The 22,262-nt window shown below is 43.4% G+C and carries 20 protein-coding genes; 4 read left to right on the top strand and 16 right to left on the bottom strand.

Annotated features, from left to right (window positions below; translation table 11 throughout):
• Positions 1-152 precede the first annotated feature (152 nt).
• From AACT52_RS31810 to AACT52_RS31780, 7 genes are all read right to left on the bottom strand, one after another.
• Positions 153-1,346 carry an MFS transporter gene (locus AACT52_RS31810; RefSeq protein WP_073634627.1) on the bottom strand — a complete coding sequence of 398 codons (1,194 nt, stop codon included), beginning with the start codon at positions 1,344-1,346 and terminating at the stop codon, positions 153-155.
• An 84-nt stretch (positions 1,347-1,430) separates the two neighbouring features.
• Positions 1,431-2,084, bottom strand: a complete 654-nt coding sequence (locus tag AACT52_RS31805) for a hypothetical protein (RefSeq protein ID WP_073634626.1) — start codon at positions 2,082-2,084, stop codon at positions 1,431-1,433.
• Between the two features lie 10 nt (positions 2,085-2,094).
• A complete protein-coding gene (locus AACT52_RS31800; RefSeq protein WP_073634625.1) occupies positions 2,095-3,195 on the bottom strand; it encodes an alkene reductase in 1,101 nt (366 codons plus the stop codon).
• Positions 3,196-3,350: 155 nt separating this feature from the next.
• Positions 3,351-3,989 carry an antibiotic biosynthesis monooxygenase family protein gene (locus tag AACT52_RS31795; RefSeq protein WP_073634624.1) on the bottom strand — a complete coding sequence of 213 codons (639 nt, stop codon included), beginning with the start codon at positions 3,987-3,989 and terminating at the stop codon, positions 3,351-3,353.
• Positions 3,990-4,228: 239 nt separating this feature from the next.
• A complete protein-coding gene (locus AACT52_RS31790; RefSeq protein WP_073634623.1) occupies positions 4,229-5,653 on the bottom strand; it encodes a cation:proton antiporter in 1,425 nt (474 codons plus the stop codon).
• Positions 5,654-5,767: 114 nt separating this feature from the next.
• Positions 5,768-8,977 carry an efflux RND transporter permease subunit gene (locus tag AACT52_RS31785; RefSeq protein ID WP_073634622.1) on the bottom strand — a complete coding sequence of 1,070 codons (3,210 nt, stop codon included), beginning with the start codon at positions 8,975-8,977 and terminating at the stop codon, positions 5,768-5,770.
• Positions 8,978-9,104: 127 nt separating this feature from the next.
• Complete coding sequence (locus AACT52_RS31780; RefSeq protein WP_073634621.1) at positions 9,105-10,424, bottom strand: efflux RND transporter periplasmic adaptor subunit; 1,320 nt, start codon at positions 10,422-10,424, stop codon at positions 9,105-9,107.
• A gap of 760 nt (positions 10,425-11,184) precedes the next feature.
• On the opposite strand from AACT52_RS31780, the gene AACT52_RS31775 reads away from it, so the two are divergent.
• Both AACT52_RS31775 and AACT52_RS31770 read left to right on the top strand, forming a co-directional pair.
• The gene (locus AACT52_RS31775; protein ID WP_143172929.1) at positions 11,185-11,544 is read left to right on the top strand and encodes a hypothetical protein; all 360 of its coding nucleotides are present in this window, start codon (positions 11,185-11,187) and stop codon (positions 11,542-11,544) included.
• Positions 11,545-11,703: 159 nt separating this feature from the next.
• Positions 11,704-12,219, top strand: a complete 516-nt coding sequence (locus AACT52_RS31770; protein WP_073634619.1) for a hypothetical protein — start codon at positions 11,704-11,706, stop codon at positions 12,217-12,219.
• 1,018 nt (positions 12,220-13,237) lie between these two features.
• Here AACT52_RS31770 and AACT52_RS31765 read toward each other — a convergent pair.
• The gene (locus AACT52_RS31765) at positions 13,238-13,516 is read right to left on the bottom strand and encodes a hypothetical protein (RefSeq protein ID WP_073634618.1); all 279 of its coding nucleotides are present in this window, start codon (positions 13,514-13,516) and stop codon (positions 13,238-13,240) included.
• A 26-nt stretch (positions 13,517-13,542) separates the two neighbouring features.
• On the opposite strand from AACT52_RS31765, the gene AACT52_RS31760 reads away from it, so the two are divergent.
• Complete coding sequence (locus tag AACT52_RS31760; RefSeq protein ID WP_158054835.1) at positions 13,543-13,695, top strand: hypothetical protein; 153 nt, start codon at positions 13,543-13,545, stop codon at positions 13,693-13,695.
• 13 nt (positions 13,696-13,708) lie between these two features.
• A complete protein-coding gene (nifH, locus tag AACT52_RS31755; RefSeq protein WP_073634617.1) occupies positions 13,709-14,602 on the top strand; it encodes a nitrogenase iron protein in 894 nt (297 codons plus the stop codon).
• An 83-nt stretch (positions 14,603-14,685) separates the two neighbouring features.
• Here the strand turns inward: nifH and AACT52_RS31750 are convergent, their stop codons facing one another.
• The 8 genes from AACT52_RS31750 to AACT52_RS31715 all read right to left on the bottom strand — a co-directional run bounded on the left by AACT52_RS31750 (position 14,686) and on the right by AACT52_RS31715 (position 21,626).
• Positions 14,686-14,874 carry a hypothetical protein gene (locus AACT52_RS31750; protein ID WP_143172928.1) on the bottom strand — a complete coding sequence of 63 codons (189 nt, stop codon included), beginning with the start codon at positions 14,872-14,874 and terminating at the stop codon, positions 14,686-14,688.
• A gap of 254 nt (positions 14,875-15,128) precedes the next feature.
• Positions 15,129-15,272, bottom strand: coding sequence for a hypothetical protein (locus AACT52_RS31745; protein WP_158054833.1), 144 nt, complete (start codon positions 15,270-15,272; stop codon positions 15,129-15,131).
• Between the two features lie 156 nt (positions 15,273-15,428).
• Positions 15,429-15,662: a Nif11-like leader peptide family natural product precursor gene (locus AACT52_RS31740; RefSeq protein ID WP_073634616.1), complete on the bottom strand. Its 234-nt coding sequence runs from the start codon at positions 15,660-15,662 to the stop codon at positions 15,429-15,431.
• An 89-nt stretch (positions 15,663-15,751) separates the two neighbouring features.
• Positions 15,752-15,892 (bottom strand): hypothetical protein, encoded by a 141-nt coding sequence (locus AACT52_RS31735; protein ID WP_158054831.1) that lies wholly within the window; start codon positions 15,890-15,892, stop codon positions 15,752-15,754.
• 389 nt (positions 15,893-16,281) lie between these two features.
• On the bottom strand, positions 16,282-17,022 hold the full coding sequence (locus tag AACT52_RS31730; RefSeq protein ID WP_073634615.1) for an SDR family oxidoreductase: 741 nt from the start codon (positions 17,020-17,022) through the stop codon (positions 16,282-16,284).
• A 134-nt stretch (positions 17,023-17,156) separates the two neighbouring features.
• Complete coding sequence (locus tag AACT52_RS31725; protein ID WP_073634653.1) at positions 17,157-17,873, bottom strand: pirin family protein; 717 nt, start codon at positions 17,871-17,873, stop codon at positions 17,157-17,159.
• Between the two features lie 504 nt (positions 17,874-18,377).
• Positions 18,378-18,962, bottom strand: a complete 585-nt coding sequence (dps, locus tag AACT52_RS31720; RefSeq protein ID WP_073634614.1) for a DNA starvation/stationary phase protection protein Dps — start codon at positions 18,960-18,962, stop codon at positions 18,378-18,380.
• A gap of 357 nt (positions 18,963-19,319) precedes the next feature.
• Positions 19,320-21,626: a sensor domain-containing phosphodiesterase gene (locus AACT52_RS31715; RefSeq protein ID WP_143172927.1), complete on the bottom strand. Its 2,307-nt coding sequence runs from the start codon at positions 21,624-21,626 to the stop codon at positions 19,320-19,322.
• Positions 21,627-22,262: the final 636 nt, after the last annotated feature.

The following is a 22,262-nucleotide window of genomic DNA, read 5'->3' as shown; positions in this document are numbered from 1 at the left end:
GACTAAAATGTCAGTTTTTCTCAGTCAGTATCAAGTAAAGGCAGAAGGGGGACTTGAAGTGCGGAATGTAGGTTTTACATTCTTGCGGAAAATGTTCTCATCTTGCGAAAACGTCAATCAAGTCCCATTCGTCCATACAGTTGCATCCTCAATCACAAGCAAGTACAGTATCTAAACACCACAAGCGTCAGAATTGCAAACACCACACCTGCATAAAACACGCCATTGATTCCTGCAAAACCAAAGACTATACCCATAAATAGCGGACCAATCGTTTGCCCTAAACCGTAAAATGTTCCGTTGACAGATAGAATCGTAGCGAGATATTGCTTGGGTGATATCTCTGTTAAAAGAGTTTGGATACTAGGAAAACCAATTCCTAGACCAAAACCAAAAATTGTAGTTGGAATTAATAGTAACCAAATATTTTGTATTAAGGGAACAGTGAACAGAGCTAAAGCATACAAAATAAAAGATGCTCTAATTAAAGTTGTAGTCTGAAATTTTCTAGATAGTCTTCCCAACTGAGATGCTGATAGCATAATTGCTATAGACACGCTAGAAAGTAACAGCCCTATTGTGTATGGTGGTGCTTTGAATGTATCTTTAATTAAGTGTGGTAAATAAGTGACATGAGCTCCGTAAAGGAGAAAGAAGTTAGCAGCACTCGCAATATAAAGTCCCAAAAGCTGACGATTTTTCAGAACTTGTCTAGCATTGAGCAAATACTCTTTGAGATTACGTTCGCCTTGAGGCTCAGGATTTTTTAATCCAAATAATACCAGCAAGCCGATAGGAATTGCGATGATAGGTAACATAAAAGGGTAATACCAGCCGAGCGTTGCCAGTGCGCCGCCAATTAGAGGATAACTTGCTGTGCCAATACTGGTGATACTGGCATTGTAACCCATTGCGGTAGTACGTTTATCTCCCGTGTACAAATCGCCGATTAAAGTGATACTAAGAGACAGCAAAGAAGCAGCACCAATTCCTTGCAGAAAACGCAACAACAGCAAAAAATTAAAGTCACGGGCAAAGGCGCAAGCAGTGCCAGCAATCCCAAATAAAAACAGTGAAGGAATGATAATTTTCTTTCTGCCCAATCTATCAGCTAGAACACCAATAACAGGACCTAAAACCAGAGACGGAAACGTAAAAAATGTGATCAATAAACCAATATTTTTCGGGTTAACGCCTAATTCATGAGCTAGCCTGGGAAAAGTTGGAGACACGCTAGCTACTCCCAAAACTGCCATTAAAGAAACTGCACAAATAATTTGAAAATTTGTGTCTAAATATAGTTTTTTTGGAGGTTTTTGCTGGTTATCGATGCTTGCTGGTTGCATGAAATTTATTTTTTTATTTAATGACTTATGGATTGAATTGTAGGCATGAGTCGGCAAACAACCATGCCTAACTGAACGTTATGATTAAGCAGCAGAACGAAGGCGGCGTTGACGCAGTAGGAAACCAGCAGCTGTTACTTCTAGGCCAATGAGCACCAAGTTCATTTTCGGTTCTGGAACTTTTTGAGGAGTTTGGAACGAACCAGTTAAGAAAGCTTTACCTCTTAGGGGAGCAGTTGGATCTTGATCAAGTGGTTCAGTCTCAGAAAAATTCAGTATGCCAGTAGCACCAACGAATCTACCCGAGCCACCAGTGATAGTTATAGTGCCAGTACCATCTAATGTACCGGTTGCGTTGTTAATGACAGCTGTGGCGTTACTGCTGCCAAACAGCTGATCATCGCCGCTGCCAAAAAATCTATCAACGCCTACTGGTAAGCCTTGTAAACCAAACTGTGCTGCGTTAGGAACAAATGTGAACACACCAGTAGCTGGGTTAAACTGACTGTAGTTATTAATGCTTGTAAAGTTAGTCAGACCGTATGGCGCATCAGCATTAAATCCTGAAACAGATGCCTCTGACACCTCTGGCGTGATGGGTGTCAAAAGAACATTTGTATCATAAAATACGTCAAATGGATATGTGGTTTGGGCAGTTGCTTTCGCGGCACTTACCGCAACACCAAGTAAAGTGACAGCTACTGAAACAAACCATCCAGTATATGACCGAAATATCATTTGCAACTTCCTATGATTTTGTTGGTTGAACTGCAAGAAAAGGGTAATCTGTGTATCCCTTCTCGTCTGGCGCGTAAAACGTTTTTGGATTTGGCGCGTTCAAAGATGCATTCAATTCAAAGCGTTTTGGTAAGTCAGGATTAGCGATAAATAACTTGCCAAAGGAAACTAAATCGGCACCACTGTTTTTCAGTATGCTATCACCCTTGAGATGGTCGTAGCCGCCATTGCTAATCAAATTTCCCCTGTAAATTTTACGGTAGTAAGGTGTTACCGGGTTCATCACATCACCGGATGCTAAATCAACTTTATCCGGTTCCATCAGGTGGAGATATGCCAATCCAAAGGGGTTGAGAGCATTTATTGCATAACCAAAAGTCTCTTGCGGATTCGAGTCGCCCATTCCGTAATATGTGTTACTGGGCGAAAGTTTGATACCAACACGATTTGCACCCCACACACTGGCGACTGCTTGAACAACTTCCAGCATAAATCGTGCCCGGTTTTCTATCGAACCACCGTATTTATCAGTACGCTGGTTTGTGCAATCTTGCACAAACTGGTCGATTAAGTAACCAAATGCCCCATGCAGTTCCACGCCATCAAATCCCGCAGCAAGAGCATTTTCTGCACCTTTGCGAAACTGCTCAACAATTTCAGGAATTTCGTTGGTTTCTAAGGCGCGGGGAGTTTCCATTGCTACTTTACCTATAGGAGTATGCAGTGTGCCAGAAGCGGCAATGGCAGAAGGTGCTACTGGTAACTCCCCATCTAATAAAGAAGGATGGGAAACCCTCCCAGAGTGCCACAGTTGCAAGAAAATTCTTCCCCCTTTCTCATGTACAGCATCGGTCACTTGTCGCCATCCAGCAACTTGTTCTTCTGAGTAAATACCCGGACAGTTAACGTAGCCTAAACTTAAGGGTGAAACCATCGTGCATTCAGTGACGATTAGCCCTGCTGTTGCGCGTTGCGCGTAGTATGTCGCCATCAATGAGTTGGGGACATTGTCAATTGCTCGCAAACGAGTCATTGGTGCCATCACCATCCGGTTCGGCAGGGTGTAGGGACCAAGTTGAACAGGCGTGAAAAGATTGATATTGGAAGTCATAGGTTAAATCTCCGTCACAAAAAGCAAACACCAATTCATTAAAGTGGCACATTGGTAGGCAACAGATGATTTAACGGATCTAACTCATAGATTGAATGTGGAACTTACAGATAATTCATGCGCTACATCTGCCACATCATCCGTTGCTCAGCTCATTAATCCGCAGGCTGCGTGTAAACTACCTCGTAAAGATGAAACTGGTTTTCAGCCAAACCTTGCCAATACTCACTCAAAGGCTTGTACTTTGGGTCTTTGAGAAGTTCCTCAAAATCTTCAAAGCTGCGCCATTGCCCATAATTTACATTGTGGACACCATCAAGGGAACGGTGGAAATTACCAGATAAAAGCCCAGGATTTTGCAAACCCAGAGGTAGATATTCCCTTTCCAATTCCACTAGGCGCATCTGGTTTTCTGGCTTGACTCGGAATTCGGCAAGGTGAATTTTACCGCCTTTAGTAATTTTGAGTTCGGCGTCATCTGGTAGGGAAACAACGACTTCGTAGACGTGTGCTTCATGGATCTGGAACTGAGAAAGTTTTGCTCCCTGGGCTTGCACCTCGGAATTGTTGATAAAGGCTTGGTAGTCTTGCTGAGTTTTCCACTGGGCATAGTTCATCACCCGCACCCCATCTATACTTTTATGGATGCTGGATGAGACAAAACCAGGCTGGTGCTTCACCGTGGTTTCGAGAAATTCGATGATGGTATCAATGAGTTCTTGCTGGCGTTCCGGTTCTACGGCGAAGATAATGATCACCGTAATCACATCGTTGTTTTTGGCGATCGCAGGCATCCCTTAATCTCCTGATGACTTGATAAGCAATTATTTTGAATTACGGAAAATCGGAACCTGGAAGCATCCTACCTTGTGTTATGTACTACCGCTACTAGCCATTTTTCTAGGTTGTCAGTTACAAAAGTTACGCTAAGCGGCACAGCAGCTTGAATTGGAAGCACAACCATTGTTGTCAGCAATAAGCGATTGTAATGATTCTATTTATTAAGATAAACAGAAATTTTTGTGTCTTCCTCTCAGTTCGCCTCTTTAACCTCAGCAGAAACCTTGGCTGATTCTCGAACTTTTGCTTCAGCAGCAACCTGATTGGATCCAAACACAACCGATAATAAAGGCGGTGCTAAAAAGGTAGTGACAATCACCATCACAATAATGGCAGCATCCAAGGCACTTGAGAGAATACCACTTGCTGAACCAATACCAGCAAATACAAGTCCCACCTCACCTCGTGGAATCATACCGACACCAATTGCTAGCCGATTCGTATCTGGTTGACCGAACACTGCAAAGCCGCTGACCAGTTTACCCAAAATTGCGACTACAATCAGAAAGCTTGCCATAATCAGCCCTTCGCGATTCTCAGGGATCAATGGATTTAAAACACCGATGTTCGTTTTCGCACTGACAACGACAAAGAAAACGGGTACCAGTATATCTGCAATTGGTATCACCTGATCTTTTAGCTCTCGGCATTTTTGAGTTTCGGCTAAAATTAAGCCAGCGGTAAAAGCTCCCAGAATCGCTTCTAACTTGATAATAGTCGCGATATAGGCAAGAACAAAAGCAAAAATCAGGGCTGGAATGAGAAGTTGACCGCGTGTTTTGAGTTCACTAACTATTTTGACAAAGTAAGGATTGAACAAGCGACCGAGAAAAACTGCTCCTACCAAGAAAACTACTGCACTAACAATGAGATACAGCACATTGGTCAGTTCTACCTCTCCGGTCTTTGCCAGACTAGCCACCACTGCAAGGACGATAATACCTAAAATATCGTCTAGCACTGCTGCGCCAATAATAATCTGACCTTCTTTACTATTGAGATATTGGAGTTCTGACAGCACTTTCGCCGTAATGCCGATACTTGTTGCAGTTAAGGCTGCACCTGCGAAAATAGCAGCAATAGTAGGGACACCGAACAAGAATATTAACCCTAAAGTACCCGCAACAAATGGTGTGACGACTCCTAGCACTGCTACTATTGCTGCTTGGGGACCTACTTTGAGTAGTTCTTGTAAGTCTGATTCTAAACCAATTTCAAACAGCAGAATGACTACACCAATTTCTGCCAAGGTCGAAATCACTTCGCTGTCTACTTGAAAAATTGCTGCTGCGTCGTTTGAACTCAATCCAGTGGTGACTTCTAAAAAATTCATCATCAATGAGTCACTAATATTACCACCTTCAGGAAAGACCAGCAAATGAAAGGCAGAGATACCTACCACTAAACCACCTAGCAGTTGTCCTAATACAGGAGGTAAATTGATACGGACACAAATTTCTGCACCGATGGTGCTGGCAAGGTAAATGACAACCAAACTCGCCAGTACCCCTGACAGTACCATCGGTGCATTTTCTGCTTCTGTGGCTGTTGCAAGCAGAGGGATAATTTCGCAGAAATTGAGAGAAGTGACTCTGGTAATAGTATCTACTAGTGTCATGATGTTTTCTCTAATATTTAAGCAGGCAGATTGTTGGGACAAGTGTCTTCGCCTGTCCATTCTTCAATAGCGGACAAAGAATAGGGTGGGCAATACCCACCCTAGTCAGTGAATTTACTTATGGATCTCAGTAGGAACTCTACCATCCTCAACTGGCTGTAGCTGTGGAGGTTTACGGCGTCGTTGTAGGCGATCGCGAATTTTTGCAATCACAATATAAAGAATTGGCACTACAAACAAGCTTAAGAAAGTAGAGACTAAAGTCCCGCCAACAATAGCTGTACCGAGAGATTTTCTGCTAGCTGCGCCTGCTCCTTCGGGAAATAGCAATGGCCAAACACCCAAAACAAAAGCAAATGTTGTCATGAGAATTGGTCGCAAGCGCTGTTCTGATGCTTCTATCGCTGCTTTGGTAATTGAGCGCCCCTGCTCACGTAGTTGGTTGGCAAATTCCACAATCAAAATGGCGTTCTTACTTGCCAAACCAATTAGCATCACTAGACCTACTTGGCAGTATACATCGTTAGCTAGACCTCGCAGCGACTGCGCCGATAGCGCCCCTAGGATAGCTAAGGGAACTGACAGCATAATAATCAACGGGTCAATATAATTTTCGTACTGGGCAGCTAGCACGAGGAACACAAAGACAAGTCCCAAGGCAAAAATCAGTGGTGCTTGACCTCCAGACGCTTGCTCTTCGGCTGAAATTCCCGACCATTCATAACCATAACCACCTGGTAAAACCTGCTTTGCCACTTGCTCCATCGCTTGAAGGGCTTGTCCTGAGCTAGTACCAGGAGCAGGTGAACCGTTAATTTCAATTGACCGGAACAAGTTGTAGTGGTTAATTGTTTGCGCCCCGGTGGTTGGGATAATTTTCACCAAATTGCTCAGGGGAACCATTTGATTATTGGCTTGATTATTGGCTTGATTATTGGCTTGATTGTTTTGAGAACGAACATACAAACGACCAATATCCTGAGGATTAGAACGAAACTGAGTGTCTGCTTGGACATAAACGCGGTAAGTCCGCTGGAGATAGTTAAAGTCGTTGACGTACCGTGAACCCAAGTAACTTTGTAGGGTATTAAAGATATCGTCTATATCGACTTGCAGAGCCTTGGCTTTATTACGGTCAACTTCAATTAAAAGCTGAGGCGTATTTGCTGAAAAAGTACTAAATACAGCTTGCAATCCTGGTGTCTGATTTCCCCGCCCCAGTAATTGACCCATGACTTGCAGCATGGTATTCAAGCCACTGTTACCTCGTCTGTCTTGTAGCTGAAATTGGAAGCCGCCAAAATTGCCTAAACCTTGAATTGCGGGCGGGTTAACTGGCAAAACTCTCGCTTCTGTAATTGTTGATAGCTTTCCTCCCAAATTCTTGAGAATTCCTTGTACTGACTGACCTAGCTCATGACGCTCTTCCCAAGGCTTGAGCGTCGTAAAAATTACACCGTTGTTGGCAGTAGAGCCACTAAAACCAAAGCCACCGATGGCGAAAGTTCCCACAACTTCAGGCAATTTGAGGATTTCTTCTTCTACCTGACGCATAACTTTGCTGGTGTAGTTGAGGGAAACACCTTCTGGTCCCTGGATGATGGTGATGAAATAGCCTTGGTCTTCTTCAGGGATAAATGCTGTGGGGACTTGCGTGTAAAGCCAGCCAGTTAGCCCTAATGACAGGATAAACAGCAGTACCACGACTGCTCGGAAACGATTTAAGAAGATAAGCGATCGCTCGTACCGTTTGCGAGTCCAATCAATAAAATTATTAAACCGTGCAAACACCCAACCCAGCCAACCGCTTGGTTTTTGCCCCCGACGCAGTAGTAAAGCTGAGAGTGAAGGAGTCAAGGTAATGGCAAGAAAAGTCGAAATTGCCATCGAAAAGGCAATTGTCAGCGCAAATTGGCGATATATCTGTCCAGTAGAACCTGGGAAGAAGGCAACAGGCACAAATACTGCCATTAGTACTAGAGAAGTGGCAATCACCGCCCCAAACAGTTCGCGCATTGCTTCGGAGGCTGCTTGACCAGGCGACATTTCTTCTTCCTCGATCAGGCGAGAAATGTTCTCAACGACGATGATTGCGTCATCCACTACCAACCCAGTAGCTAAAGTCAGACCAAACAAGGTCAGGGTGTTGATTGAAAAACCGAAAACTTTAATAAAGGCAAAAGTACCAATTAATGTCAAAGGAATGACAATTACCGGAATGAGGGTGGTACGCCAGTCCTGCAAAAAGATAAAAATTACCACAACTACCAGGACAAGTGCCTCAAACAGCGTCTTAACCACTTCTTTTAGGGATGCTTCCACAAATGATGTAGTATCAAACGCTACCTGAAATTTTAACCCTGGCGGAAAATCTTGTGCGAGTTGCACCATTTCGGCTTTGACCGCCTTGGCAACATCCAAAGCATTACTTCCCGGAGTTGCAAATATACCGATACCTACCCCTTCCTTACCTCTGAACCGCAGGAAGGAATTATAATTTTCTGCTCCCAGTTCCGCCCGCCCCACGTCTTTGAGCTTGACGAGCCTACCATCCTGACCTGTTTGAATAACCATTTCGTTAAATTCGGATGGTTCCGTAAGTCTGCTGATGGCTTGCAGGTCTATTTGATACATTTGCTCATTTGGAGATGGCTGCTGACCGATTTGCCCAGCACCCACCTGTATGTTTTGCTCGTTGAGAGCATCAATGACATCTTGAGCGGTGAGGTTGCGACTGGCGAGGCGGTTGGGGTCGAGCCACAGACGCATGGCATAGCGGCGTTCACCAAAAATGCGCGCTTCACTCACACCGCCGATTCTTTTAAGGGCATCTACTAGATAAAGGTCAGCGTAGTTGCTTAAAAATACGTTGTCATACTCGTTTTTTTCGCTGTACAACCCAATTGCTAATAGGATGTTAGAGGATTGCTTACTTACAGTGACCCCAGTTCGCTGTACTGGTTCTGGCAACTGTGGTTCAGCCAGCGACACCCGATTTTGCACATCGACTGCTGCAATATCTTTGTTACGGGATGCGTCAAATGTGACCGTAATCGTACTGGAGCCATTGTTACTGCTGCTCGAGGTCATGTACTTCAAGCCCTCGACCCCGTTAATTTGCCGCTCTAGGACGGTTGTAACAGTGTTTTCTACAACTTCAGCATTGGCACCAACGTAGTTTGCAGTGACGTTAACTTGAATTGGGCTGATTTCTGGATACTGCGCCGTGGGTAGTGTGGGGATGCTAATTGCCCCAACAAGCAAAATGATGATGGCGCAAACACTGGTGAAGACAGGTCGCTTGATAAAGAAGTCAACGAACATAAGTCATGGAGTAATGAGGAATTGGGATTAGGAATTGTTAGTTGTTAGTTGTTGGATGTTAATTGTTAGTTGTTGGTTGTTTTTGACATCTACTAACGACTAACTGCTAACTACTAACCACTAACCACTAAGACTCAGGAATAATGGGAACGCCATCCCTAAGATTGAGTAGTCCGGAGACGATAATTCTGTCTCCTGGCTCTAATCCTTCTAGAACTTGGTAGTTATTACCTTTGATATTGCCTACCTTCACGCGTTTTTGCCGAGCTACGAGTTGGGATTCTCCTTTAGGAGATTGTGATGTTTGAGCTACATAGACGAAGGTTTCTCCAGCTATTGGGGTTACTGCTGTTGTTGGCACTAATACTCCAGGACGTTGACTCCAGATCACTCTTGCACTAGCAAACTGACCTGCTCGTAGTTGATTTTTTGAGTTATCAAAGAGCGACTTAATAAGTACAGATCCTTGATTATTATTACTAGAATTAGGAGAAATAAAAAATACTCGGCTCATACCTAGGCTCTTACCTTGTGCGTCCATGATCTCTACTGGTGTTCCCTTACGCAGTTGAGGTCCACGCTCAATGGGCACGAATATATTAACTTCTAAAGGTTGGTTTTGAGTGATGGTGACTAATTGTGTAGACGTATTGACAAAATCACCGACTTTTATTGGTATGTCCCCAACTGTGCCAGCAAAGGGAGCGGTAATTTTGTAATACTGAAGCTGGACTTGTCGTTCACTGGTATTAGCTTGTGCTTGCTTTAAGGATTTTTCAGCTTGGTTAATGCTAGCTTGCTGTGCTTTAATCCGGGCTTCTACTTCACGGACAGCAGCTTGTGATGTTGCCAGCCTGTTAGCATACTGCTCACTCGTCTGTCGAGAGACAGCTCCTTGAGATGCTAAATCGGTATATCTTTGGTAGTCCTGCTGGTTCAATTTCAAATTAGCTAGACTAGATAGCCGTTGAGCTTCCAGGGATCTGAGGGTAGCACGGGCATTCTCCACTTCTGACTGAGACACCTCAGCAGCAGCGTTCACACTACTGACAGCTGCTTGTTGCTCTCTAGGGTCGAGTTGCATAATGGGATTTCCCGCAGCCACTGTATCTCCCGACCTGACAAATATTTGGGCTACTTGACCCTGAACTCTCGGCTGAAGAGTCACTGAGCGCCGGGATTCCAAGTTAGCAATGTACTGATCACTCTCCTCAATAATACCAGCTTGTACTGTAGATATCTTGACTCTTGGTGCTGGCGGTTGAGCGTTAGTAGCTGTGGGTGCGCTTTTTTGAGGAGCAAGCCAACGCCAAAGTCCATAGCCTCCGCCTGCTACTACTAGGGCTAACAATAGCCAAAGCCACCTTCGCGATCTGCGGGGTGGCTCTTCTAATCGGCTTTCTGGACGATTGTCTTCAAAATGAGTTTGAGGCTCAGGAGATTTCATGACTTACAGGCACCTGTGAAGAAATTAACAAACAACCGAATCAAAACTGGAGCCGTTGATAGAGAAATTGCTTAAGTAGCATAAGGCTCACCTGTGATCCACTTAGTAGTCCATCTAAATATACTTTTTCCGTCCACTAGTCAAATCTATCGAAAGGGGAATGCTAAAAATAAGCTTACAAGTAATTTTCCCCTATTGTCTTTTCAGTTCTTGCCAAAAATGTTTGAATCTTGCTATTACTGACCAAAATAGTTCTGAGTGCTGAGGCGTGCCATTGCTTTACTTTCTCCAGAGTACTCGGCGCTCAGGAAAAGGTTTAGGACTTACGTACTGTACAAATGTATCCACATATGCATTGACAGTAGGGCTTAGGAGTTGACAGAAAGTAGGTTTTGTAGATTTAAGCCTATCTTGTGTCTGAGATGCTGCAGTCATGAAGTCACGCGCTAGTTGAAGATATAAATTGTTTTGTAAAGTGCGTAAGCTCTAACTTTCTGAAATTTTTCAAATCAGTTTAGACCCGACTATTTCCAGCATAGGCAATCCTCAAGTGAGTGGCTTTGAACTAGAGTGCTTGTTAATAGCAAAAGTAGTTCAACCTCTTTTCAGGAATCTTAGATGAATGTGATGTAGGAATAAACAAGTAATACATTCTTAATCACTTAGTCAAAGACGAATGATGAAGTTTGAATCACAAATTGAAATTAAATAGTCTTAACTCAAGACAACAAAGGAATACAAAAAAATGCAATGTAAAAAAATGTCATTCAAAACTATCAGCTTGTCTCTGTCTATCTTTGCCGCCTCTACTATTGGGTTGTTGGCTAGCACCACTACTGTACAAGCACAGAATAAGGCAGTTCAAAGACCTACAATTGCCACAGTCAAAAGCATAGTAAATGGTGACATCATGTGCTATGTCAACTTAGTAGATAACAAAGGAAAACAGTATAACAGTCTCGGTGCATCGTTTGATTTGTGTGCGAATGAAAAAACTTTTTTAAACAAGAAAGTACGGCTATTTTATAGTCGAGTTTCGGTAAACGATTGCCAAAGCGCTGAGCCTTGCGGTAAATCTCGATTAGAAACTTTAATTACGAAAATGCAGGTCATCCGTTAAGGGTGAACGCACTGATAATTCTTAAAAATCAGCATTTTTGATAAACAAGCTGAACCTTATATTGATTTAGAAAAATAGTAAATTTATTTTTTTAAATTAGTAGTCAAGCTAAAAAATAGCATATTTTTCTTAAAAGACAACTAGACAAAGGAGAAAATAATGTATAGATTGTTCAACAAACGATTGACTGCTTTAGGACTTTTAATGGCTAGTTCAGTTGGTGGATATACTCTTTTCCAAACTCCAGTAAGTGCTAGCAACCTAGAAAAAAATATTCAGGATCTAGCTTTAATAAATATCCCTACTACTGAGGATACCACCAGGACTATACCTTTAACAATTAACGACACGCAACCCAGTACACTTCTAGTAGCAAAATATTCCCAAGATTACCTTGGTACGTGGTCTAATGGTCGAGGAGAAACTCTGTTAATTAATCCAAATACCATAAAGTTCGGAAACGATAAAAAGGTTAGTTACAAAAATGTAACTAGAGCTACTGATGGAACTTACTTTGAAATTCAAATCACTAGTTCTGGAAAAATAAACTTTTTTCAAAAATTTCTTTCTTTGAAAATTGAGGGAAAACAGATGACAATGACAGGCTACAACTCATACAGAGATATGAACTTGGCGCAAAACCAAGGCTTACAGGTAACCTGGTATCGTGATTAATCACTTCCTTTGCTGACAGTGTCAGACAAATTCTCCTTTATCTGCTTCGCGATTGTTGGCGCGAAGCAGTACAGTTGTTGGAGAATTTCTATTTAGCACGCGTATATACATATCTATCAAATCTCTATAAAATTGGCTTTTGTAAGAAACTCTATGAGCAAAAGCTCACAAAGAAAAATAAAAATAGGCTTTCAATGAAACTTTATTATTTATTAGTAAATCAATTATCAATATATATGTTATGGTTTGTATAGGAATCAAAAAAAGCAAAAGCACAAAAAGACTTCAAGAAAAAATTGAGGTAACTTCAATATACTTTATTTGCTTTGGTCAATCCACTTCAATTCGCTACAGCTTTTAATTAAGGGATAAAGCCAGATGAAGCAGGATAGTGACCTTTGTAACAATTTCAAGTTAATCAGAACTCGTCTGGTTATGAGGCCGCAACAGTTGGCTAACTTAGCTGGCTTATAATCAAGGGCGGTATTTGCTCACTACCTTGGGACATTCGCAGGTTCACTCACAGTTAGAGGTTCTCGGCGGTTATGATACCAGCAAAACTGGGAACGTGGTAGCAACAATTTAGAGTGGATTGCTATTTTGGTTGGTTGTGTGGCAAAAACTCTACGTAAATTCAGAACTCCTGCTGCAACCATTCTAAAGATTTGAGCTACGATTACGGTTTTGTTGTAAAAACTGGCGATGATCAGATACAAGTTTTCAAAGCTTCGTTATCGATAGATATAGAGTTTCCCTACATCAACTCCAAGCACGCTTACTCTACCCTATGGGAAGCAAGCTACAGATAGCGTCACTTCGTTTGGAGAAATCATCTATCTGATAGCAAGTTGCGTTCATACATCTTACCCTCTCTCCTTTGTGTCCCTTGTCCCAACAACTGGCTGATATCTTTGAACGCAATTCCGTATGACTGTGCGTCTGGTGACATTTGCACTATCCGCCAAAACGCCAGAATTCATCAGACATCTCCGAACGACTCGTAGCGGTTTGACGAGATCTAAATCGAATAGGACTTACGCATTCTCATCTTTTTATCTGCGTTAGCAGCCGCTTTGCGGTTCAATAAATTGAGCTTTTTGGCAATTTTGGCGTCAGTTGTGTCGAAGTCAAACGAGAGTGGAAATATATCTGCCTCAGTGTGGATTCTTTTGGCAACCCTCAAAATTGACATCAAAGTCAGACTGCGCGATCGCCCGGAGTGCCCGCAGCCCGGAGCGATCGCTGTTGACTCTAGAACCAGATAATCGAAGCAATTGAGCCATTGGTTATTAGTCATTGTTCAGGAAAAAGGACTAATGACTAATGCTCAACACAAACTTACCAACACTTGCATATGTTCTGGATTTTAACTGTTTTTGGGGTGGTTCGTTCGCCTCCCTATGGCGCTATATGCCAACGCCACTAAGCGTGAACGTCTCACATAAACCTTCAGATCCACCAACAAAATCATTGTAGGAAAACACTAACCATGACTACTGACGAAAAAATCAGACAGATAGCTTTCTACGGTAAAGGCGGTATTGGTAAATCTACCACCTCTCAAAACACCCTTGCTGCTATGGCAGAAATAGGTCAGCGCATTTTGATTGTAGGATGCGACCCCAAAGCTGACTCTACCCGTTTGATGCTACATAGTAAAGCTCAAACAAGCGTTCTCCAATTGGCTGCTGAACGAGGCGCTGTGGAAGATATAGAACTCCATGAAGTCATGCTCACCGGCTTTCGGGACGTACGTTGTGTGGAGTCTGGCGGTCCTGAACCTGGTGTCGGTTGCGCCGGTCGCGGTATCATCACTGCCATCAACTTCTTGGAAGAAAACGGTGCTTACCAAGACGTTGACTTTGTGAGCTACGACGTGTTGGGTGACGTTGTCTGCGGTGGTTTTGCTATGCCTATCCGTGAAGGCAAAGCACAAGAAATCTACATCGTGACTTCCGGTGAAATGATGGCGATGTATGCAGCTAACAATATTGCTCGCGGTGTTCTCAAATATGCTCACACTGGCGGTGTGCGCTTAGGTGGTTTGATTTGTAACAGCCGTAACGTTGACCGGGAAATCGAACTGATCGAAACCCTGGCAAAACGCTTGAACACCCAAATGATTCACTACGTGCCTCGTGATAACATTGTGCAGCACGCAGAATTACGCCGGATGACCGTGAACGAGTACGCACCTGACAGCAATCAAAGTAACGAATATCGGACATTGGCTAACAAGATCATCAACAACAAGAATCTCACAATCCCCACACCCATTGAGATGGAGGAGCTAGAAGAGTTGTTGATTGAATTCGGTATCCTCGAAAGCGAAGAAAATGCTGAAAAGCTGATTGGCAAGTCATCTGCTCAAGCAGCAGTGTAAAGTACTACCAAATAAGCAATGCTCTAGGGTGGGTAGCAGCAGCCCACCCTTGTCGGAATTCAAGGCATATAGAAATCTGAAGGCTAGGGAAGGGGAGGACGTGTATCGGGAACAGAGGAAGAATCAAAAATTCTAGTTTCCGGCTTCCTATTCCCTAAAAGCTTCAAAACCTTGAAAATTGATGATTTACGCGAACGAATATGCCATTGAGTCATTACCAATGATTCATAACCAAGAAACGGGTTGGTGGGTAGGGATTGGTGGTTGGTCATTGGTCATTGGGGATTGGGGATTAAGAAGATTCTTCCCCAGTCCCCTATTCCTAATCTCTATTCGAGGTCATTCGACTTCATTTTTGCTCCGCCATGTCTGTACAGTTTGTTGCAAAATTCAAAGCCTAGTCAAGAATCTAAGAAGCAGGAATTAGGATGGAGAAGCGTAGCTAAAGCTCGCTTCGGAACAACCTTTTAAGAATCCCCTAGTCTTCAGACAGGGGAGAATATCAATCACCAAAAAAGGAAAGAAGTTAGGCGATCGCGAACGCGAGTGCGTGTCCGCAGGACTCAGCGGGAGAAAAGCGCGATCGCCTCTGTTCCTGTTCCTTGCCCAACCGCCCATAAAGGCTTAGATTCCCGAGAACTTTGGCGAAGTCGGGAATCTTGTTGTTCATGTAGCCGAAGGCAGCCCGTAGGGTTTATGATTTAGGATTGCTATAGGCGACTACGCTGTGTTTCCATCACCAATGACCAATTAGCATTTACCGTCTGGCTGCAACTATCGCCATTTGCATCATTTCAATAGTGCTTTGACAGCAAAAAGCAAAAGATTATTGCGGCTCAATGTGCTGACGAGGAGCAACACCGGGATTAACGATTTGTGCCACCTCTTCTTCCGGCAGACTGTTGAGTTCAGTTTGCAATTCTTCGGCAGTGAAGTTATAACCACTGTCTTGAGCAATTTTGACCCACTCATGGGTATCGGTTGCGGCTTTGAGTTTTTGTTTTAATTCTTGGTCTTTTTTGGCATCTGCTAAAAATTCAGTGACACCTGCTTGAGACATAACTGTTATTCTCCTTTTCATTGAGCCTGTTGAGTTTGCGATTTGAGAGGCGGAGGGTTTGAGGCACTGCTATCATCGGAAGGATGCTATCACTTAGCGGAAGTGGGTAGGATTAGAGCAACTTGCTTTTCTCTTGGCTTGCGGTTCGTGTTCAGTTGAGCAATTGTATGTTGTGCTTCCTTAGCGCAATAGACATCTTCAACTTGATCAATCACCGCTTGTAATGCCACCGTTGCAACTTCAGCCGAATTTGTCTTCGATTTGTCGTCATCGTTGCTGAAGTCGCTGTCAACGCTTCTATTGATAGACTAGCGGCTTTTGAAGCACTATAGCTTCCCCTCACAGGCAGATTCACAAGCGCCTATTAACAGTACCAGCCGCAGTTATCAGTTAAATACGAGTGGTCGCGCGTCCCCCACCAAGAGCACCTTTATGCGTTGGTGGTGAGCCACTGCGGTCTTGGGGTTTCCCCAAGTAGAGCAAGTGGCGTTCGCGTTCGCGGAGCGTGCGCTTTGCGCTCAGCGTCTCCGAAGGCATACCCGGAGGGCGGTGAGCGCATCCCCCAAAGCGCCCGTTTGATAACTGATAACTGATAACTGATTTAATTGCCCCTGCTATCTCAAGCTGTTCCGCCGTTAACGCGGATGTTTTGCCCAGTGATCCAACGCGCTTCGTCACTGGCAAGAAACGCCACCACGTCAGCAATATCTTGCACTTGTCCCAGTCGTCCTAACGCTGCCATTTGGGCGAAACGATTTATTTGTTCTTCGGTTTTGCCTTGTCTGAACAGTTCTGTATCGGTAGGACCAGGAGAGATGACGTTGACTGTGATACCCCGTCCTCCCAACTCTTTCGCCAGAACCCTTGTGATTTGTTCGACAGCACCTTTAGTTCCCACATAAGCACTATACGTAGGTAGCATCATAGCTGTCGTTGATGAAGAAAAATTGATAATGCGTCCGCCGTCTGCCAAGTGGTGTGCAGCTTGTTGACAAGCAAAATAAGTCCCTTTGACATTGATGGCAAAAATCTTGTCGAAATCTTCTTCTGTTACTTCAGTAATTGGTTTATAGAAGGTAACACCAGCATTATTGACCAAAATATCGATTTTGCCAAAACGTTCAATTGTCTGCTCAAAAAGTCGCTGAATATCAGCAACTTTGCTCACATCGGCTTGGAGTGCAATTGCTTGTACTCCAAGCTTTTCGATTTCTGTAACAACTTCTTGTGCCTTGTCTGCATTACCCGCATAGTTAACGACAACTGACGCACCGTTACTAGCTAATTTGAGGGCGATCGCTCGTCCAATTCCCCGTGATGCCCCGGTGACTATCGCAACTTTTTCTGCAAGAGGTGCCATAAATGTCTTTCCTTTACTAAACATTAATTTTGCTTCTAGGTTGAACCTAGAAGCAAAGCTGGGATTTTCTACGTCCCTAGAAAGTTATTAAGAATGAGCAATTGATGCAGGATTTTCGTTTCTTCAGGTGTTTCTTACGCCAAATCAAAAAGCAAGATTTCTCCACCAATGTTGGTGGTGATTTCAAGTTGCTCTTCGCCACTGATTTGCACCCCATCACCTGCTCTAAGTTCTTCACCATTCAACGTTACGATACCTTGAGCTATTTGCAACCAAGCATAACGATTAGGTTGGACCTGATAATTTATAACGTCACCTGGTTGTAAAACAGATGTGTATAAATCCACATCTTGATGAATGGTTATAGCACCATCACGCCCATCTTTGGCACCAATTAAACGCAGTTTCCCACGCCTTTCTTCAAGGGAAAAAGCTTTTTGGTCATACCTTGGTTGCAATCCTTGTTTGTTAGGAAGAATCCAAATTTGCAGAAAGTGGACTGGCTCAGTATCAGAATGATTGTATTCGCTGTGCGTGATGCCAGTACCAGCGCTCATGATTTGCGCTTCACCAGGACGTATGACTGAACCAGTTCCCAAGCTGTCTTTATGTTCTATTGCTCCTTCCAATACATAGGTGAAAATTTCCATATCACGGTGTCCATGTGTCCCAAAACCAGCGCCGGGAACAACACGGTCATCGTTAATCACTCGTAGAGCGCGAAATCCCATGCGGTCTGGATCGTGAAAACCACCAAAGGAAAATGTGTGGTAACTATCGAGCCAGCCTATCTTGGTACGACCGCGTGAATTTCTATCATGAATGAGGTGAGTTTTGGTATTAGCAGCCATAGATTTTCCCTCCATTTTGATGGTTTCTTGCAGCAAAAACATTAAACACCTTTATTGGCTACCCGTCATCGATTCTGGTTACAGCAGCCAGAACAAACTTTCTCTTTGGTAGCAATAGTGCAGGAATGATAATTTTGGAGTTGCTTGAAAGCTAAGAAATTTCGTGAATGAATACTCAATTTAGGTATGGTTGAATACCAGGTTACAACGGCTATGTTTACAAAATCACTAAACAAACTTTTTCTTTAGATTTATCTAATTGCACCTGCTTTTCAACTATCTCAATCTTAAAATATGTACATATAAAATGAAAAGTACGCACTTGAAAGTGCCGTACTTACCAAAAGGATACTGCTAAATTACATTCAGATTCCCGACAACTTCGGCGAAGTCGGGAATCTAAAAATTTAAATGCAAACGACTTTGACAGATAAGCTGGGTTGAAGAACGAAACCCAGCCTACAATACATGACTAATAGCTATTAGCTATTAGCAACAAGAGACTTATCTGACAGCAGCTTGTTTAACAACAGCTTGCTCTTCAGTTTTAATATTGGCTGCATTACCATTTCCATTTTGGGTGACAGCTGCTTGCAGATGGGCTTCTAGGAACCAGAGCCGCTTGTCAATGGTACGAGACACTTCGGTGTAAAGGTCAGCGGTGTCAGCATCGCCTAGGTCGGTCGTTTTGTCAATAGCTTCCCGCAACTGCTTAGCATAGGGTGCAAAGCGCTCTGCTAAAGCTGTGACATGCTCCATACCCATTAAAATATCAGTAGGATATTCTGGCAGGAATGAATTTGCAGCAGCCATACGAACTGTGCCACAAGCATAACCACCCAAGGCGGTGATGCGCTCAGCAAACATATCAATGTACTCTTCTAACTCACCTGCAATTTCATCAAACAATTCGTGCAACTGGTAGAAGTCGGTGCCTTTAACGTTCCAGTGCGCTTGCTTGGCTTGGCTTTTCAGATCCGATGTTGCGGCTAGAGTTTGGTTGAGAATGCCAGCAATCTGCTTGCGCGCCTCGGCTGGAATGTCAATGCGGGTGGGGTACAAACGTGTTGATAGGTTATTGTCGCTCATAGTTCTGTCTCTGTGATCGGCGTGACAAGACCAGTCTACAAATACTCCTATGCGCTTGGAAACCCTCTACCGACAGATGGAGTTTTTACTTAAAGAATTATAATTTTTATTAATCAATTTGTTGTTGCTTCCGCTTCAGACGTGATGGTTGTTTATGGCACTGGATGTACCACTGTAAAGATGCTCGCGAATCACGTCATTTTGCAAAAAGTCGTGGGGGAATCCAAGCTCTATCTGACTTCATTTAAGCGTTGCAGATTTTCTGGAATCAGCGTTTCATTCCCAATCCTAAAGATTTTGAGTATCCAGTATTGAAATTATTTAGGATATATTCACGGCAAAAGAGTGGTAACTTATTTACCACTGACGGTTAGCCATAATTAACAATTCTGCAGCTTCACTATCCAAAGGTGGAGAGAAAAAATATCCCTGAGCATATTCACATTTCAACTCTTGAAGGAATGCCAGTTGCTCTACTGTTTCAACTCCTTCTGCTGTCACGCTTATACCAAGTTTGTGTGCTAGAGTGACGATCGCCTCAGTAATTTCTGAATCTACTGACAAAGCACCCATGCCACTGATAAAGGAACGGTCAATCTTCAACACACTAATGGGAAACTGGTGGAGACGACCTAATGAGGAATAGCCTGTTCCAAAATCATCAATTGATAGCCCAATTCCAAGTTCCTGTAGTTGTGAGAGTACAGTAGCCGCCTCATTTCCATTTTCCATGATGACGCTTTCAGTAATCTCTAGCATTAAGCGATCGGCACTCAGACCTGTTTTCCTCAAAATGTCTACAATTTGCAGCACCAAATTAGGTTGCAAAAACTGCTTGACAGAGAGATTAACACTGATTTTCCCAGGTACGTTATCACCAAATCGCATCTGCCAAGCTTGTAGTTGGCGGCAAGCCTCGTGTAGCACCCAATAGCCAAGTGCAACAATCAGTCCTGTTTCTTCTGCTATGGGTATGAACTCGGCTGGATTGATAATACCCCGTTCTGGATGCTGCCAGCGCACTAAAGCCTCAAACCCAGCTATCCGACCACTATTAAGTGCCACAATTGGTTGGTAATACACGCGAAACTCTTGGCGGTCAAGGGCGTGGCGCAGATCTGTGTCCAACTGCAATCTAGCTACGGCTTGAGTATACATCTTGGGATTGAATATCTCGCAACGTGCCTTACCCGAGGACTTAGCATGGTACATCGCTGTGTCAGCGTCGCGCAGCAAATCTTCTGGTCGCTCATACCCAGTTGTACTTAGGGCGATGCCAATACTTACGCTCGTAAAAACCTCTTGCCCTTGAAGAATAAAGGGCAATGAGAGAACCTGTTGAATCCTGTTAGCAACGTAAAGGACATCACTGACATCCTGAAGCTTCTCTAGCAAAATTGTAAACTCGTCTCCTCCAAGTCGAGCCGCTGTGTCTGAGTGACGTAGACAGGTTTTAATTTGGTTGGCGATCGCACATAACAATTCATCGCCCACCAGATGTCCAAGGCTGTCATTGATCACTTTAAAGCGATCCAAGTCCAAAAACAGGACTGCGAACAGCTCATGATTCTCCTGACATTTCGCCTCATCAAGTGCCTGCTTGAGACGGTTCATAAAAAATGCTCGGTTGGGTAAGCCCGTCAAGGTATCGTGAAGGGCAGCGTGCAGTAATTGCTCTTCTACCTGCTGACGAACGGCAATTTCTTTTTCTAGCTCAAGTTTGGCAACCTCAGCCACCTTCGCTCGTAGCAGAGCCTTCTCTGCTTGTTTACGCTCAGTGATGTCCCGAATGATTACTTGCGTTGCCCCTTGGCTCAGATAAGTGACGGGTATTCCTGTGATCTCTACATCAATAACCTCACCGTCAAGCCGAACCAACTTTCCCTCGTTGACAGCAGGTTGATTTGCCTTCACCTGAAGAAGTTCCAGTTGCACCTCTGGGTTTTGCTGCTCATTTAAATAGATAAAATTCTCTATTGATTGACCGATCAGTTCTTCTGGATTTGCTGCACCAAATAGTTTAACACCAGTCGTATTTATGTAGGCTAATTTCCCTCTACTATAAACAGCAATAGATTCTGGAGAAAGCTCTATCAGGCGGCGATAGCGTTCTTCACTTTCTCTAAGCGCTGCTTCTGATTGCTGGCGCTGTATCATCGTCTCTTCTAAAGCTGTCAGATTCCGCCGTAACTCCAATTGTGTGATTACCTGTCGCCCTAGAATCCGTAAAGCTTCTTGTTGTGCTGCACTCAAATTTCGTGGTACATAATCAATGACGCATAAGCTGCCTAATGCTAGGTTTTCTGGGGTAATCAACGGAATACCAGCATAAAACCGAATCTTAGGCTCTGAAGTTACCAGAGGGTTGTCACAGAAGCGAGCATCCTGGCAAGCATCCCCAACGATAAACAGGTGAGGCTCTAGAATTGTGTAGGCACAAAAGGCTACATCCCGAGGGGTTTCTGATGCGTTTAAACCGACTTTTGATTTGAACCATTGTCGGTTAGTATCAATCAAGCTGATGAGCGCCGTTGGCGTGCTGCAAATATGTGCAGCTAAGCGGGTAAGATCATCATATGCTTCTTCCGCAGAGGTATCGAGAATCTTATACTGATGTAGCGCCTTAATTCTGGCTGCTTCATTACTTGGGAGTGGGAAGCTCACTATCTTATTATTTTGGTTTTAGCTTAATGGACACTAGACAATTTTTTTAAATTAGGTAATACTAACTGAGTTCCTACAGTCGGCTAAACAAGAATTACCCATGTGCATAAAGCATCTGTTTGAATTAGTAAAAAAGCTGTGTTGTTTATCTCTAATTTCTTCATAATTGATTACCCTGCTCATTCAACTGATTAAGAATCTCAGAAATAGAAACGCCTAGTGGCTACCTCATTCCTGGAGCTTCATAGATTCTTGTTCTAAACATTACAGAAAGTACAAAAAACTCGTCTCAGTAATTTTCTCTCCAGGCTTAAAAATGGAAATGAAAACAAGGGGATAAATATCTTCCCGATTTAGAAGTAAAGTATATACATTTATACACGTTCCCAAAAAAAGATCAGGAACATTGATCTACAGTGACAGATTAGTACCGTCGTAAAAAATAGTTGTCATCAAAAAGCTGAGTGTGGTTGAAAGCTAAGGGAGATGCTCCTAGCTCCTGTTTCTCATGTGTCTCAAGGGCATTGAGTCGAGAATTCTGCATACTACGGAAATAGAAGCTCTTAAAACAGTTATCAGTTATCAGTTATCAGTTATCAGTCAGTCAGGCGTATGGTGGGGGATGCGCTCACCGCC

The sequence above is a fragment of the Scytonema sp. HK-05 genome, assembly GCF_963872035.1.
GTDB lineage: Bacteria > Cyanobacteriota > Cyanobacteriia > Cyanobacteriales > Nostocaceae > Kalymmatonema.
The sequence above is the reverse complement of the archived record's forward strand: the minus strand, read 5'-3'. Positions and strand labels throughout refer to the sequence as shown.

Coding starts and splice junctions, on each gene's coding strand:
- AACT52_RS31810 (WP_073634627.1), bottom strand. CDS start 1,346: ATGCAACCAGCAAGCATCGATAACCAGCAAAAACCTCCAAAAAAACTA.
- AACT52_RS31805 (WP_073634626.1), bottom strand. CDS start 2,084: ATGATATTTCGGTCATATACTGGATGGTTTGTTTCAGTAGCTGTCACT.
- AACT52_RS31800 (WP_073634625.1), bottom strand. CDS start 3,195: ATGACTTCCAATATCAATCTTTTCACGCCTGTTCAACTTGGTCCCTAC.
- AACT52_RS31795 (WP_073634624.1), bottom strand. CDS start 3,989: ATGCCTGCGATCGCCAAAAACAACGATGTGATTACGGTGATCATTATC.
- AACT52_RS31790 (WP_073634623.1), bottom strand. CDS start 5,653: ATGACACTAGTAGATACTATTACCAGAGTCACTTCTCTCAATTTCTGC.
- AACT52_RS31785 (WP_073634622.1), bottom strand. CDS start 8,977: ATGTTCGTTGACTTCTTTATCAAGCGACCTGTCTTCACCAGTGTTTGC.
- AACT52_RS31780 (WP_073634621.1), bottom strand. CDS start 10,424: ATGAAATCTCCTGAGCCTCAAACTCATTTTGAAGACAATCGTCCAGAA.
- AACT52_RS31775 (WP_143172929.1), top strand. CDS start 11,185: ATGTCATTCAAAACTATCAGCTTGTCTCTGTCTATCTTTGCCGCCTCT.
- AACT52_RS31770 (WP_073634619.1), top strand. CDS start 11,704: ATGTATAGATTGTTCAACAAACGATTGACTGCTTTAGGACTTTTAATG.
- AACT52_RS31765 (WP_073634618.1), bottom strand. CDS start 13,516: ATGACTAATAACCAATGGCTCAATTGCTTCGATTATCTGGTTCTAGAG.
- AACT52_RS31760 (WP_158054835.1), top strand. CDS start 13,543: ATGCTCAACACAAACTTACCAACACTTGCATATGTTCTGGATTTTAAC.
- nifH (WP_073634617.1), top strand. CDS start 13,709: ATGACTACTGACGAAAAAATCAGACAGATAGCTTTCTACGGTAAAGGC.
- AACT52_RS31750 (WP_143172928.1), bottom strand. CDS start 14,874: ATGACCAACCACCAATCCCTACCCACCAACCCGTTTCTTGGTTATGAA.
- AACT52_RS31745 (WP_158054833.1), bottom strand. CDS start 15,272: ATGAACAACAAGATTCCCGACTTCGCCAAAGTTCTCGGGAATCTAAGC.
- AACT52_RS31740 (WP_073634616.1), bottom strand. CDS start 15,662: ATGTCTCAAGCAGGTGTCACTGAATTTTTAGCAGATGCCAAAAAAGAC.
- AACT52_RS31730 (WP_073634615.1), bottom strand. CDS start 17,022: ATGGCACCTCTTGCAGAAAAAGTTGCGATAGTCACCGGGGCATCACGG.
- AACT52_RS31725 (WP_073634653.1), bottom strand. CDS start 17,873: ATGGCTGCTAATACCAAAACTCACCTCATTCATGATAGAAATTCACGC.
- dps (WP_073634614.1), bottom strand. CDS start 18,962: ATGAGCGACAATAACCTATCAACACGTTTGTACCCCACCCGCATTGAC.